Annotated in this window: 10 protein-coding genes; 6 read left to right on the top strand and 4 right to left on the bottom strand. The window is 37.6% G+C overall.

Annotated features, from left to right (window positions below; all coding sequences use genetic code 11):
- The first annotated feature begins 63 nt into the window (after positions 1–63).
- Positions 64–1,593: a sulfatase family protein gene (locus IWC72_RS14980; protein WP_394370107.1), complete on the top strand. Its 1,530-nt coding sequence runs from the start codon at positions 64–66 to the stop codon at positions 1,591–1,593.
- A 242-nt stretch (positions 1,594–1,835) separates the two neighbouring features.
- Here IWC72_RS14980 and IWC72_RS14985 read toward each other — a convergent pair whose 3' ends face one another.
- From IWC72_RS14985 to IWC72_RS14995, 3 genes are all read right to left on the bottom strand, one after another.
- The gene (locus tag IWC72_RS14985; protein WP_194530332.1) at positions 1,836–2,603 is read right to left on the bottom strand and encodes an exodeoxyribonuclease III; all 768 of its coding nucleotides are present in this window, start codon (positions 2,601–2,603) and stop codon (positions 1,836–1,838) included.
- Between the two features lie 214 nt (positions 2,604–2,817).
- On the bottom strand, positions 2,818–3,579 hold the full coding sequence (locus tag IWC72_RS14990) for a ThuA domain-containing protein (protein WP_194530333.1): 762 nt from the start codon (positions 3,577–3,579) through the stop codon (positions 2,818–2,820).
- Positions 3,580–3,604: 25 nt separating this feature from the next.
- Entirely contained in the window at positions 3,605–4,909 is a 1,305-nt protein-coding gene (locus tag IWC72_RS14995; protein WP_194530334.1) for a sugar phosphate isomerase/epimerase family protein, read from the bottom strand.
- 421 nt (positions 4,910–5,330) lie between these two features.
- Between IWC72_RS14995 and IWC72_RS15000 the strand changes: the two genes are divergently transcribed.
- Entirely contained in the window at positions 5,331–5,741 is a 411-nt protein-coding gene (locus IWC72_RS15000; RefSeq protein ID WP_226979583.1) for a hypothetical protein, read from the top strand.
- Between the two features lie 85 nt (positions 5,742–5,826).
- On the opposite strand, the gene IWC72_RS15005 is transcribed toward IWC72_RS15000, so the two are convergent.
- Positions 5,827–6,726: an SMP-30/gluconolactonase/LRE family protein gene (locus IWC72_RS15005; RefSeq protein ID WP_226979584.1), complete on the bottom strand. Its 900-nt coding sequence runs from the start codon at positions 6,724–6,726 to the stop codon at positions 5,827–5,829.
- Between the two features lie 888 nt (positions 6,727–7,614).
- Here IWC72_RS15005 and IWC72_RS15010 point away from each other — a divergent pair.
- From IWC72_RS15010 to IWC72_RS15025, 4 genes are all read left to right on the top strand, one after another.
- A complete protein-coding gene (locus IWC72_RS15010; protein WP_194530335.1) occupies positions 7,615–8,553 on the top strand; it encodes a FecR family protein in 939 nt (312 codons plus the stop codon).
- Between the two features lie 103 nt (positions 8,554–8,656).
- Complete coding sequence (locus IWC72_RS15015; protein ID WP_194530336.1) at positions 8,657–12,163, top strand: SusC/RagA family TonB-linked outer membrane protein; 3,507 nt, start codon at positions 8,657–8,659, stop codon at positions 12,161–12,163.
- 13 nt (positions 12,164–12,176) lie between these two features.
- Complete coding sequence (locus IWC72_RS15020; RefSeq protein WP_194530337.1) at positions 12,177–13,910, top strand: RagB/SusD family nutrient uptake outer membrane protein; 1,734 nt, start codon at positions 12,177–12,179, stop codon at positions 13,908–13,910.
- Between the two features lie 9 nt (positions 13,911–13,919).
- Positions 13,920–14,786 carry an endonuclease/exonuclease/phosphatase family protein gene (locus IWC72_RS15025; protein ID WP_194530338.1) on the top strand — a complete coding sequence of 289 codons (867 nt, stop codon included), beginning with the start codon at positions 13,920–13,922 and terminating at the stop codon, positions 14,784–14,786.
- The last annotated feature ends 124 nt before the right edge of the window (positions 14,787–14,910 follow it).

The following is a 14,910-nucleotide window of genomic DNA, read 5'->3' on the forward strand; positions in this document are numbered from 1 at the left end:
TCCGTAGCATTTTCTTATGCTCAAACAGAATCAAAAATAACAAAACCAAACATCCTTTACATCATGTCGGATGATCATACTTCACAAGCTATAGGTGCATATGGCAGTAGGTTGGCACGTTTAAACCCAACCCCTACGATTGATCGTTTGGCCAAGGAAGGTATCATGTTGGAAAACGCATTTGTTACTAATTCCATTTGTACCCCATCACGGGCTAGCATCATGACCGGTCAATTTGGTCAAGTTAATGGAGTAGTGGACTTGAGTGGTAGACTAGCTCCTGAAAATCAGTATTTACCAATAGAAATCAAGAAGCAAGGATATGAAACTGCAATGATTGGAAAATGGCATTTAAAACATGCCCCGGAGGCATTTGATTATTATAATGTGCTTCCCGGTCAAGGAGATTATCATAACCCCACGCTTTATAGTAACGAAGGTGGAGAAAAGAAAGAAATTCGTTTTGAAGAAGACTTGGTTCGCGAAGTGAATGCTACAACGTATGACGGACATTCATCAGATGTTATTACAGATATTTCTCTTGAATGGCTTAAAAACAAACGAGATAAGTCAAAGCCATTTTTATTGATGCACCAATTTAAGGCGCCTCATGATTTTTTTGAATATGCTCCTCGGTATAAAGACTATTTAGAGGATGTAGAAATTCCTGAACCAGCTAATATGTGGTATAATGGGAACAACGGTTCTATTGCAACAAGAGGAGAAAATAATGAGTTGATGGATACGATAGGGTCATCTATTGGTCATAGAAATGTAATCCGAAACATGGGAATGCATATGGGGATAGACCCTAATATTCCTGATCCTGAGTATAAAAAAATGGCGTACCAGGAGTATCTTAAGCGGTATTTGCGATGTGTAAAAGGGGTAGATGATAATGTGAAACGTATTTTCGACTACCTAGAAGCTGAAGGGATTATGGATAATACTATTATTATATATACAGGCGACCAAGGCTTTATGCTCGGGGAGCATGATTATATAGATAAAAGATGGATGTATGAGGAGTCACAACGCATGCCATTTTTAGTACGCTATCCAAAAACAATTAAAGCCGGTTCTCGTACAGATGCTATGGTAAATAATACTGATTTTGCTCCTACTATGATTGATATGGTAGGAGGTAAGATACCAGATTACATGCAAGGGTCAAGTTTTAAATCCATTTTAGAAACCCAAAAGGAACCTGAAGGTTGGAAACAAGATACCTATTACCGGTATTGGATGCATATGGCACATAAACATAATAATCCAGCTCATTTTGGTATTAGAACCAAAGAGTATAAACTAATTTTTTACTATGGCCGGGATTATAATACGGAACGAAATACAAGTGAGCAAAAGTGGGCACATAACCCAGAATCTATGTCGGACTTTATAACACCTGTTGCATGGGAGTTTTATGACCTTAAAAACGACCCGGAAGAAATGGATAATCGATATGGAGATGAAAAATACGCCACTGTTATTTCAGATTTAAAAACTAGATTGGAGGAATTAAGAAGTGAGGTAAAAGAAGACGACTCTAAATATCCACAGATAAAGAAGGTAGTTAACGAATATTGGGATTAATATGTAGGTAATAATTGGTCTCTTCCCTTTAAACTGAATAAGTTTAAGAGAGGAGGTCAATAGTAATATAGAAGTTCAAACCCACTTGCAAACGGTGTTCATGTACCAAGAACACGACTTCTACACCTTATTTTGAATATTGGCATGGAGCCAATATAGTATTAGAATGCAAGGCGTTATGTACAGAATTGAATTGACGGAAAAAACAGGACGTTACGAAAAAACCTAGATCCTGGCTTACATCAAAATTCAATTTCTAAGCGAATAGGGCAGTGGTCAGATCCGTAATAATCGGTAAGAATTGCTGCAGCCTTTATTTTGTCTCTTAAAGCAGTACTCAACAAGAAATAATCAATCCTCCAACCCGTATTTCGTTCTCTAGATTTAAAACGATAACTCCAAAAGCTATATGCTATTTCGTCTGGATGCAGATGTCTAAACGAGTCTACAAAACCAGCATTAATAATATGCGTCATTCCATCTATTTCAATTTGAGTATACCCTGCGGTTTTGTCGTAATTAGATTTATCGTTTTTAAGATCGATAGCTTGGTGGGCAACATTAAAATCACCACACATAATAACAGGTTTATTTTTTTCTAAGTTTTTTACATAGCCTAAAAAATCCTCATCCCATGTTTTTCTGTAATCCAGGCGCTTTAATCCCTGTCCAGAATTAGGGGTATATACATTTACTAAATAGAAATTTTCAAATTCTGCACAGAGCACTCTTCCTTCATTATCATGTTCTTCAATACCCATATCTTTAGTAATGGAGATTGGCGCTGTTTTAGAAAGTATGGCAGTACCGGAATATCCTTTTTTCTCTGCGGAATTATAGTATATATGGTACTTCTCGGTTAAAGTGGTTAAGGTTTTTTCAACTTCATTATCCTGAGCTTTTGTTTCTTGTAGACAAAAAATGTCCGGATTTAAAGTCTCAATATTTTCAAAAAAATCCTTTTTAGTAATAGCTCTAATACCATTCACATTCCAAGAAATAATATCCATTTCCTATTTTTTTTAGTAATTAATCTCTCAATTTATCTTTAACAATGTAATAATTATCTATGATAGTTTGTCTACGAAAAATCATTAAAAAGCGAACGCCAATAATAAAATAGGGTAAGAATACCTAAATAATGATATACCTACCTATAGAATATATTAAGTAAATGAAAGCCTGTAGCTAAAGAGGAAAACGTCTTGCAATGTGTCAATATAATTATTGCTTTATCTCGCCTTTTGCAGCCCAATAGATACCACCGAACAAATGGTCTATATAAATTTGATTTTGAAAAGCTTCTGGTTTATGGCCAAGGGTTGTATAGAATGAACGTCCTCCTTCGTATAATTGATACCAAGCTATAGGGTGATTTTCGCCCATACCTTTAAGCGGTATTTCATCATATCCTTTCGTATAATCATAGGTGTTCTCGTCTACAGAAAGGATGACTTTAATATTTTCTGATTTTAGGAGATCAAAATTATACCATTCTTCACTCCACAACCATTTTTCCGGTAGGTGTAGGTTGGATGGAAAATTTACATCATGATTAGATAGTACAGCGGCTTGAAACTGGGGATGGTCTTTAAAAACTCCGCCTACAAGATTATCGAACCAAGGGTTTCTAATGTCACTATCGGATGTGGAATGGACTCCCACAAAACCTTTTCCATTATGAATGTGTGTTTTTAGGACTTCGAGCTGTTCATCGGTTAAATTGTCGGCATTAGCATTTAAAAAAACAACCACATCGTAAGATGGTAATTTTTCGGCAAGGCCTTCGGGAGTTTGCGTCCAATCAAATTGAAACTGGTGTTCAGCAGCCATTTTATGGAAAGCGTCTACCGCCTTAGGAATACACTCATAATGCCAAGTGTCTTGTACGGTGAATAACAACACCTTGAATTGGTCTTGGGCAAAAGCCATATGGTTGAACGTTATGATGATAAAACATGATAATTGTAAAATTTTGGTTTTCATAAGTTTAAGTGTTGAGAGTGAACAACTATAAAATTTTAAAGTATAGATAGTTCCATGCAGAATTAATGCTGTACCATACAGGATAATTATAGGCTTCTACTTCGGCCACAATATATTTGAGGCCTGCGGTTTCTGCGTATGTAAAGTATAGCTCAAAATCTATTTTGCCGCTCTGGCCAAGTTCTTCGTAATCTTTTACATGCCAGCTCATAAATCTATTTTCGTATTTTTTGAAGTAGTCAATTGGGTCAACTTTGGAAAAATGCATCCAGTACAAGTCGGCTTGAAAACTAACATATTCCGGATCGGTGTTTTCTAAGAAGTAGTCATAAACCACCTGGTTCTCTATGGTCTTAAATTCATCGGAGTGATTGTGGTATGCAAACCTGATACCTCTTTCTTTACAAAGTTTTCCTATAGCATTATAATACTCAGCATACCTTTTCAGTTCGGCAAGGGTAGTAATTTCTTTAATTTGATTGTTGGATATGGTAAGGTATTCAACACCTGCTTGTTTGTGGTCTTCTATACAATCTCTCCACCATTGCATCGCTTTTTTCCAAGCTTGTTTATCATCGGAAGGGAGGTCGTAAAAAGTCATGGAACCCGTAAATTTCAAGTTGTTGTTTTCTACCATTTTTTTAAAATCTATTGGGGATAGTCCATAAAAAGAGCGGTCTTTGTAAACAAAGGTTTCAATATAACTATAACCCATTCTATCAAGGAACTTCAAGGTCTCTTTAGGGTTTTTCTGCATTTGTTCATGAACCGAAACCAGTTGAATACCAATATTTTTATCTTTTGGGTTTTTCTTGATATAGCGGGTTTGCCAAAGGATTTTGTTCTGTGGGTTTGTTCCTATTAAATGAACATCGGTTTGATTCTTAAAATCAAAAGTAACCGTCATGGTTTCTTTGCCGGTAAAGTCTCGGTCTTTCATTATCCAGTTTGTGTCGCTTGTAAATCCTCCTTTACCCAAGAACATATCGCCTTCAGCACTTTTTCCCAATGCAAAAAATGAATCGGTCTTTGCGTCGTGTCCAATAAGCTCTGTTAAGGTATGGTTGTAGATTTCCCCGTCCCGTTGTAACAGATCTACGGACATTGCGGTATGATCTATTTTAGGATAGTTGTTCATTTTAATTAGAGGCACGTTGGCCACACTATCCGTTTTATAATCAATTGAACTAACCCAGAACCCTACATACTGCTGCAACCTATCCGATTGTTTTGGAATGGACATTTGTGAGAAAGTAGAATTTGTTCCTATTAAAAGAAACAGTAGTATGGTTTTATTGGTAAACCGTTGCAAACTAAAATTGTAAGTCATCTTTAAAATCTTATGGTAGTAAATTTAAACGAGTTGCTTTTGTATGACTATAAACCTTGAAGCTATGATTGCCACTAGTGTTGCAAATGGAGAATTATGTTTAACTGAAGCTAATTTATAAGGTATTAAAATCTGTGGAGTCTATGGACTTATCGCCATGCCAATAGGGGTATAAGTTTCCGTGTACTCCAAAATACTAACGAACAAGAGGGAATGCCACATTGGTGCTATAAATTGCGCAATTTATTATAGAATTCGGTTAGGATAACCTTTACTTTCGAATTGAGCGTAGCATATGTAATCATCTACTATGCCCTTTTGTATAGCTTAGGGAAAAATACCAAAATTGGTAAAAGAATGAATTTAAGAAATCGTAAAATAGAAGAACTTTTAAGAACAAACATTTAAACAAACACAACTTATGAAAAACATACTTTTTGCCGCGTTAGCTATGATATGCATTACAAACTTTACCTATGCCCAATCTCCTGTAAAGAAAGATGGAGATAAAGAAAACACAGAGAAGATGCTTTTAACCATTTTCTTGAAACACGATCAATCCATGAATTTATGTGAGATAGAGGAGGTTAGGACCAAACAAGGGTTTTATGAAAATTTCCCTCCAGAAGGAGTTTCGGTCGTTAATTGGTTTGTGGTAATGGGTATAGGCCAAATGGTGGTATTGGAATTACCGGCTTCTAAACTTAGAGACGTGAATTTAGCTATAGAAAAAACGGCATGGAAAGCATTTAGTTCTGAAATGTATCCTACTTATGATTTGTACCCGCTTATGGAAAAAAAGTTGGATAATAAGTCTAAAGTAAGTTATTAAGTAGTATTCTAACTCATCCAGATTTCTTTAGCTAAAGTAGTTTAAAGCGATTTGGATGAGTTAGTCAAACTAGATTCTTCAAAAACTAGTTTTTAAGGGGTGCCGCATATATTTTCCCTCCCATCATATCGGGCACCAATAATCTATTGTTATCTTCTTCAAGATAAAAATCTGCGGCAGATTCTAGTCCTTCTATAAGCACGGTAGACACTTCTGTTTCAGGATTTATTTTCCAAACTTTTCCAGAGACCCAACTACTTACATAATAGTTGCCCTTACTATCTTGTTCTACAGCGTCAGCTCCTCTAAATTCACCTTTAAGCGGACTAAGTTCACCATTTTTAGTAACTAAGAAGTTACCCTTAAAAAAAGCACCGACCATAATGTTTCCATCATTGTCAACACCAACGCCATTAGGGTTTAACATAAGAGGTGAAGTATTTTGTTTGATGGTAATATGCCCTTCCAAATCTACATGGTAGATACGTCCCAACTCAGGAATTTTCTTGGCTTCTTCACTATCTAGCGGCCATAAATCATTATTAGCATCACGCATATATTGGGTAGCTCCCATATCGGCTACATACATCCCGTTTTCTTTGCCATCTAATGAAACATCGTTTAAATAGAGAACTGTTTCAGGAAAATTGGCTTTATCAACAAAAATGCTAGCGTTCCCTTCTTTATCAACTTTCCAAATTCGGGTAATATCAGAGAAATACAGATTGCCATTTAAATAAATAATTCCTTTAGGCTCATCAAAACCCTTGGCAAAAACCTTGACGCCGTTTTTGGATATCTCCACCAATTCGCCATCTCCTGGTTCTTTTGCGTTCATTACGGTTACATAATAATTATCGTGGAAACCTTTTGTAATACTCTCAGGTTTCATGCCCACCTCAATCGGAAATTCTATCTCAGATTGTGCCTGACCTATAAAGGCAAATACTAAAGCGATTATGAATGTGACTTGCTTGATTATCATAACTGTGTTTTTTAATATTAAATATTGATGTTTTACAAATTTAACAACCAGTAATATGTGATTATGGTAATTTTGAAGCGAATACTATCATATTTGTGTCGCGTATGGTTTTATAGTATTCTGAAAAGAAAACATATTCTTGAAAGCCACTTCTTCAATTATCTGAAGAGTGTATTTCGACTTTTTAAACGTTTATATTATTTCGTTGAAAACAATAGCTTACAGAAGGAAATGGTTTAGCCTTAATTGGTTATCCCAGACTATGACCGTAATATTCAATTTCCGATAAAGGGCATCCTAATTGAAAAAGGAAACGTACTGTCTCTTAGAGTCGTCACGCTTTGCTGTAAAAATTTTTGGGGAAGGGAAATTCTTATTTGTCGACAGATGGTGTTCTAAAAAGTGTTTAATTCTAATTATGTCGAAAAATACAGACATTAAAAAACGGTTTAGAATGAACTAAACCGTTGTTTTTACTGATGTAGCGAGAGGGGGGCACGATCCCCCGACCTCCGGGTTATGAAATCGGTCAAAAAGGCCAAATTCATAGGGTTCCCCGCTGTTTTTTCCTAAAACCATGTACTATGCTGTGTACTCTGGTTTAACTAATATTTTTCTTAGATAAGAACTTTTAAATCATGATCGGGCAATTCAACTCGCTCATATAATCAAGTAATGTTCTTTACGATATTAAAGATAAATAAATAATCTGTTTCTCCTAAAATTTTGAGCTAGTAGGTCTATGTCAGCCTTTCTAATGTTAAGATAATATTGTCTAGAAATACGATAATGTTACGTAATTATTAAATACCTAATAATCGCTAAATCAATTTAAGTGTAAAGCAATTTTCATGTGTCTAATAAGTAGCAACACATAAAATAGTTCTTTTGAAGACCGATGAATTTATAAAAATTTTGAACAAGTACTCTTCTGGTCGAGCCACTATCGAGGAAAAGATTTTAGTCGAAGAATATTTCGATAAAAAGCATTCAAGTTATAATTATACCGAACAATTTTCACCAAAAATTGAGTCTGATGTTTATCTGCGTATTGAAGATTCAATTATGGACACGAAGGTAATAAAACCTTTTCACCGGTTTGCTTATAGGGCTTTAGTAGCAGCAAGTGTTCTGCTAGTTGTTGGACTATTTATGTTTATTGGTCATAAACCAGAACTAAATACTACAGTTGTCAAAACCAATTATGGTGAAAAGCGCGAAGTTCTTTTGCCAGATGGTTCTTTAGTTATTCTAAATTCAGATAGTTCCCTAGAGTTTCCAGAGGTGTTCAATGAAGATTTTCGTGAAGTTATTCTAACGGGAGAAGGTTTTTTTAAAGTCCAGAGAGATAGTACAAAACCTTTTTTAGTCGAAACCGAAGGTTTGACGACAGAGGTATTGGGAACCTCTTTCAATATTAACTCTTTTTCAGAAAAAGACAGTATAACGGTTAGTGTTGTAACAGGAAAGGTAAGAGTTGGGAATAGTAATGAATTGAAGGAAATATTACTTCCTAACCATCAATTGCATTATCACAAAACAACACATGGTTATAGAAAGTCTTTAGACGAATCCTTAATAGATATGGCATGGACATCCAATACAATTTATTTAAATAACATTACCCTTAAGGAAGCCCTGAGTATGTTGGAGAAATGGTTTGATGTTTACATAGAAATTCAAGACAGCGCTCTGGGCCAAAAAAGAATTGTTGGTAAATATCATGACAACAATTTAAGGACAGTTCTAGAAAGTTTAAGCTTTTTATTGAATATAGAATTTAAAGAAATATCCCCATCTAACTATATAGTTGTACCTAAAAAATAAATGCCTATGTAATATTTCCCCAATAAAAAAAAGCCTTTTCTACTCCAATAGAAAAGGCCAAAGATTTTGCTAAAAGCCAGAAAAACTTATAGAAAACCTAAAAATGAAAATAAAAGTAATAAAAAATAGATTGAAGTTAAAAATCACAGGGTTTTTACTTCTGTTAAGCTGTTTCAATTCCGCTGCTAATTCTAGGTCTGAATTGGTCGACCAAATTAAAATTACGTTACATGAGAATAATAAGACACTTGTCGAAATGTTCGATGCTATCGAGGAAGTATCAGAGGCCTCTTTTGTGTATAACGAAAAAATTCAAAGCCTAAAACTGAGGAAGAGTATTAATTTTGAGGGTGCTTCACTGCAAACGGTTATGAAGCGATTGGCGCATAACTTCCCGATTGACTACAAAATTATTTCTACTACGGTTACCGTGACCCTAAAAACCAAGGAACAGGATAAAGTGAAGGTTTCCGGTACCTTAAACGATAAAGATGGTTATGCGCTAATGGGAGTTAGTGTTATGGAAGTTGGCACCAATAATGGTGTTGTAACTGATTTCGATGGTAATTTTTCTATTGAAGTTGCAAGAGGTGGAGCGCTAGAGTTCTCTTACTTAGGAATGATACCTCAGACAGTACAGGTCAATAACTCGCGTTCCGACCTGGTCGTTGTTCTAAAATCTGACGAACAAATGTTAGAAGAGGTGGTCGTTATAGGCTACGGAAGCAAGAGCAAAGAAAAATTGATAGATGCGGTAAACAAGGTGGACGTGTCTACTATCGAGAATAGACCTCTCGTGAATGCAGCGAATGCCCTTCAAGGGGTAAGCCCAGGATTGAATATCACACAATCAAGCGGGAAACCGGGAGAGTCGCCTAGAATCAATATTCGGGGTTTTACCTCTATCAACGGAGGTTCGCCCTTGGTTATTGTTGATGGGGTCGAAGGAGATATCAATAACCTAAACCCGAACGATATAGAGTCTATCAGCGTTTTGAAAGATGCAGGTGCCTCAGCAATTTATGGTGCCCGTGGAGCTTTCGGGGTGGTATTGGTAACCACTAAAAAGGCTAAAAAAGGTAAAATCACAGTGAATATAAGTAATACCACTGCATTCAGTTCGCCAACGATGAATACCGATTTTTTGACCGACCCTTACCAGTCGACCATGTTGGTCGATGAAGCTTTTAGAACCGCAGTAGGAAGGTCGTATACCGGGTATACGGAACAAGACTATGCAGCACTCTTAGAAGTTTCGCAAGACCCTTCAAAGGCAAGGGTGGTTATCGACAATCGAAACGGTAGAGATCAGTATGTGCATTATGGAGCTACAGATTGGTGGAATACTTTTTTTAGAAAGAACGCGCCCTCGAACATTACCAATGTTTCCCTTTCGGGAGGCTCTGAGAAAGTAAGAACATTTTTCTCGTATCGAAACTATAATTCAACGGGCATCTTAAAGGTGCAAGATGATACTTTTAAGCAGTACAACCTTAGGGGCAAGATCGAGGTAGATGCCAATGATTGGCTCACATTTACCAATAATATGCAATACAATAACTCGAGCGACCTTCAGCATGGAGGAAGCCAATATGGTAATTATGCCGATCCTTGGGGTAGTTTACTATGGGTACACGCCATACCCGCATATATGCCTACCAACCCTGACGGAAATGCCTTGTGGAGAACGGAACTTAACAATTACACCGTTGGTGATGGGGTCTATGCCGCACTTTTGCATGGCAAGTCTAAGCAAGAAACGGTTGATCAAGAATTCTCAAATATTGCCACTGCCGTTATCCGTCCGTTTGAAGGGTTCGATGTAACTGCAAGTTATGCGTTGCGAAAACAAACGTATAACCGATATCAGAGGTCAACAAGAATACCCTATTCTATTTTTGTTGGGGAAGTCGGCACAATGGGAAGCGATCGTCTAAAAGAGTTCAATACTCAATCAACCTATGATGCTTTTAATATATACGGTGAGTATAAAAAACAGCTGGGAGATCATTTTGTAAGTGGTATGGTTGGGTTCAATCAGGAGTCTTTTGAAACTAAAAGTTTCGAGGCCAGTAAATTGAACAGTATCTCAGATGATCTAAACTCGTTGGGCTTGGCGACTTCTAATGCTGAGACAAGCGGTAGCGCTTCTGCTTGGGCATTACAAGGGGTATTCTATCGGGCGTCTTACGATTACAAGAAGAAATACCTCTTAGAAGTAAACGGACGATACGATGGTTCTTCACGGTTTCCTTCTGATTATCGCTGGGGATTTTTTCCGTCCGTTTCTGCGGGATGGATTGTTTCAAACGAAGATTTTCTGAAAGACAGTAATGCAGTGAGCCAGTTTAAACTACGGGCCTCTTATGGTTCGTTAGGAAACCAGAATATTGCTGATTATGCCTACATCCCTACCTTAAATAAAGATATCGATTCCGGCTATGCCATAGATGGTTCCACCTTAGATTATATAGAATCCCCGAATCTTAATCCAAGGGCCATTACTTGGGAAGAAGTGAAAACCTTGAATGTGGGTACCGACCTTGCCTTTTTTAAGAATCGTTTGACCGCCAATTTTGATTGGTACCAGCGAAATACTGAAGGTATGTTGACCAACGGGGCTACTTTACCTAGTGTTTTGGGTGCTCCTTCACCTCAAGAGAATGCCGCAGACCTTCAGACCCGTGGTTTTGAATTGGCATTGGGTTATAATGACACGTTTAAATTGGGCAATGACAATTTTGAATTTTCGGTAGTAGGAACCTTATCAAATTCTAAAACCAAAATTACAAGGTTTGACAACCCGAATAATAGCTTGCTTGATTTTTATGAAGGTATGACCATCGGAGAACTTTGGGGCTATCATGTCGAAGGACTTTTTCAAACGGAAGAGGAAGTTGCGGCCCACGCCGATCAAACTAGGGTGTCTAATAGAATTGTCGCCGCAGGCGGCTTACAGCCCGGTGATGTTAAATACATCGATTTGAATAACGATGGCGTTATCGATGAAGGTGAAAACACATCGGAAAACCCTGGCGATAGAAGAATTCTTGGTAATACGGCACCTCAATATCTGTATAGTTTTAAGGTCGATGCGGCCTATAAAGGCTTTGATTTCTCGGCCTTCTTTCAAGGTGTAGGTAAACAAGATTGGTATCCGCATCGCGACTCGAGGTTGTTCTGGGCCATGTACAATCGACCCTATGATTCCTTTATTCGAAAAGATATGGCGAACGATATCTGGACTCCAGAAAACACAGACGCCTACTACCCGAGACTTTTTGGTTATATCGCATTATCAGAAAGTGATGCGCTAGGGGCGGTAAACGATAGGTATTTACAGAATGTGGCTTACCTGAGAATGAAGAACTTGACCCTGGGGTACACCCTGCCGAGTACGATTACCGACCGCATGCCTTTTAACAAATTGAGAATCTATTTTAGTGGAGAAAACCTTTTGACTTTCAGTAAGTTGACGGATTATATCGATCCTGAGGCGGCAAGTAATTCGGTCAACTTGAACTCCCCTTCAACCTCGGCCAATAGAAGTACGGCTCAAACGACGCCTTTCTCGAAAATTTATTCACTGGGTATTTCACTACAATTTTAAAATTACACGCACTATGAAATTTAAATATTCAATACTGATTTGCATCTTGCTTTTAATCGGTTGTAGCGATGATTATCTTGATAAAGAACCGCTATCAGACGTTACAGAGAACAATTTCTTTTTAAAAGCCAGCGATTTACAACTGTATACCAATGGTTTCTATAGAATGTTCCCCAGTACTAGTATTTACGATGGGGATGCCGTTACAGATAATATAGTTTCAACCACTCTGAGCGCCGAAATGCGAGGTTCGAGAACCATACCTACAACAGGTGGTGGTTGGGATTGGGCCTATCTCAGGGATATCAATTACTTTCTCGAGAATTATGAAAAATGCGAAGATGAGTCGGCAAAGGTTCATTATAGCGGGGTCGCTTATTTTTTTAGGGCCTACTTCTATTTTCAGAAATTAAAAAGATTTGGAGAAGTGCCTTATTACGATAAGACCTTAAGCGCAGAGGATATGGAGAGTCTCCAAGCCCCGCGAGAGAGTCGCCAGTTTATCACCGACAAGATTTTAGAAGATCTTGACCGTGCTATTATCAACCTTAATGAAGAGGTTCAGGCTTACAGGATTACCAAGTATAGTGCACTAGCTTTAAAATCGAGGGTTGCGCTTTATGAAGGTACTTTCGAGAAATACCGAGATGTTGCCGGATACGAAACTTATCTGAACGCGAGCGTTGATGCTTCTCTAGAACTGATGGAAAACTCACCATATAGTATTTATAGTACGGGTAGTGCAAGTACGGATTATATGAATTTGTTCAACTCTCATGATGCCCAAACAAGCGAAATGATTTTGAGTCGGCAGTTTACCCAAACTGTTGCTGTTGATCATAATGTAAATTACTATACCACCACATCTTCGTACGGTCGTCCGGGTATGCCCAAAGATCTGGTCAATAGTTATTTGATGGCCGATGGATCAAGGTTTACCGACTTGCCCAATTATAATGAGTTTTTCTTTCCCGATGAGGTAGCGGATAGAGACCCTCGTTTATCGCAAACGATTCGTACACCCGGTTATATGAGGAAAGGTGAGGCAATGGAATTAGCTCCCAACCTTGGTGCCACAATGACGGGTTACCAATTGACCAAATATGTAACGGAACCGGTGTATGATACCAATGATGAATCTATAACCGATTTACCTATTCTTCGCTTCGGAGAGGTGCTATTAAACTATGCGGAAGCAAAAGCTGAACTTGGCACACTGACCCAGACTGACTTGGATGTATCTGTCCAATTATTGAGAGATAGGGTGGGCATGCCAGCCTTAAGCTTGGTTGATGCCAACAACAATCCAGATTCTTTTTTAGAAGATCAATACGCTACCGTTAACGGTGCGAACAAAGGTGTAATTCTAGAAATTAGGAGAGAGCGAAGAATAGAGCTATATATGGAGAATCACCGTTGGAACGATATTGTACGCTGGAAAGCAGGCCAAACATTAACACAGCCTTTACGCGGATTGTATTTTCCCGGTGCAGGGGAGTACGATATGGATTCTGATGGAAATATAGATGTTGTTCTATTCGAAGGTGATGAACCTGCAGGTCAAGTACAGGGCGTGCAGTATATAAAAATTGGCTCTGATATGTATTTTGATGGGAATAACTTGATTGACCCTCAACCTGATTTCAATAATAGAACTTTTGATGAGGAAAGGGATTACTTATATCCATTACCAAGAGTCGAATTACAACTAAACCCGAACCTAACGCAAAACCCAGGCTGGGAATAAATTAATATTATGAGAAAAATTAAGAACATTCTTAGTATAGCATTTTTATTCATAGGAGCATTTTTTAGCATTGCTCAAACTACCGAACCCATTAGTGCAATGACTTTTAATATTCGGTATGCAAGTCCTAAGGATGGAATAAACATTTGGGAAAACCGAAGAGATTGGCTCTGTGAAAGCATCAACTTCTTTGAAGTAGATGTTTTTGGAGCACAAGAAGTCATAGAGAGCCAGTTGAACGATATGGTCAAACGACTCCCTGATTATGATTATGTTGGCATAGGAAGAAATGGCGGTAAAGAAGGGGAGTTTTGCCCAGTTTTCTACAAAGCGGATAAGTTTGAACTTTTGGACAGTGGAACATTCTGGTTATCTGAAACACCGGATAAAGAAAATTCTCAAGGTTGGGATGCTGCATTGCCAAGGATTATGACTTGGGTTGAACTTCGTAAAAAATCAACTGGTGAGGAGTTTTACTTTTTCAACACTCATTTTGACCATCGGGGAAAAACTGCTCGATTAGAAAGTGCTAAGCTTATTAAGCAACAGATTAAAAAGATTGCTAGCACCTCACCATTTTTAATCACAGGAGATTTCAATTTCTCACCCTCGGAAAAGCCCTATGAAGTATTAACAAGTGATGTGGCTGAAGACAAAGTACTTGTTGATAGTAATAAAAGTGCAAAAATGGTGTACGGTCCAGAATATACTTTCAATGGCTTCGCTCTAGAACCAGACCAAAGTAGAGAACGAATAGATTATATTTTTACAAGCCAAGATGTAAAAGTGCACAAGCACCACATATTGGACGGGCAAAGAGGCGGTAATTTTATTTCCGACCACTTTCCCATACAGGTAATAGTTAGTTTACGTTAGTTTCATTTTTAAGAATGCCGTCTACTATTCTAAGTAGGCGGCATTTATTATGGTCGCCTGTAACCATTTCTTAACAAATGCATATAATCTAACTTACTTTATACGAGAATTTCATGTGTAATTT

The sequence above is a fragment of the Zobellia roscoffensis genome, from assembly GCF_015330165.1.
Taxonomy (GTDB): domain Bacteria; phylum Bacteroidota; class Bacteroidia; order Flavobacteriales; family Flavobacteriaceae; genus Zobellia; species Zobellia roscoffensis.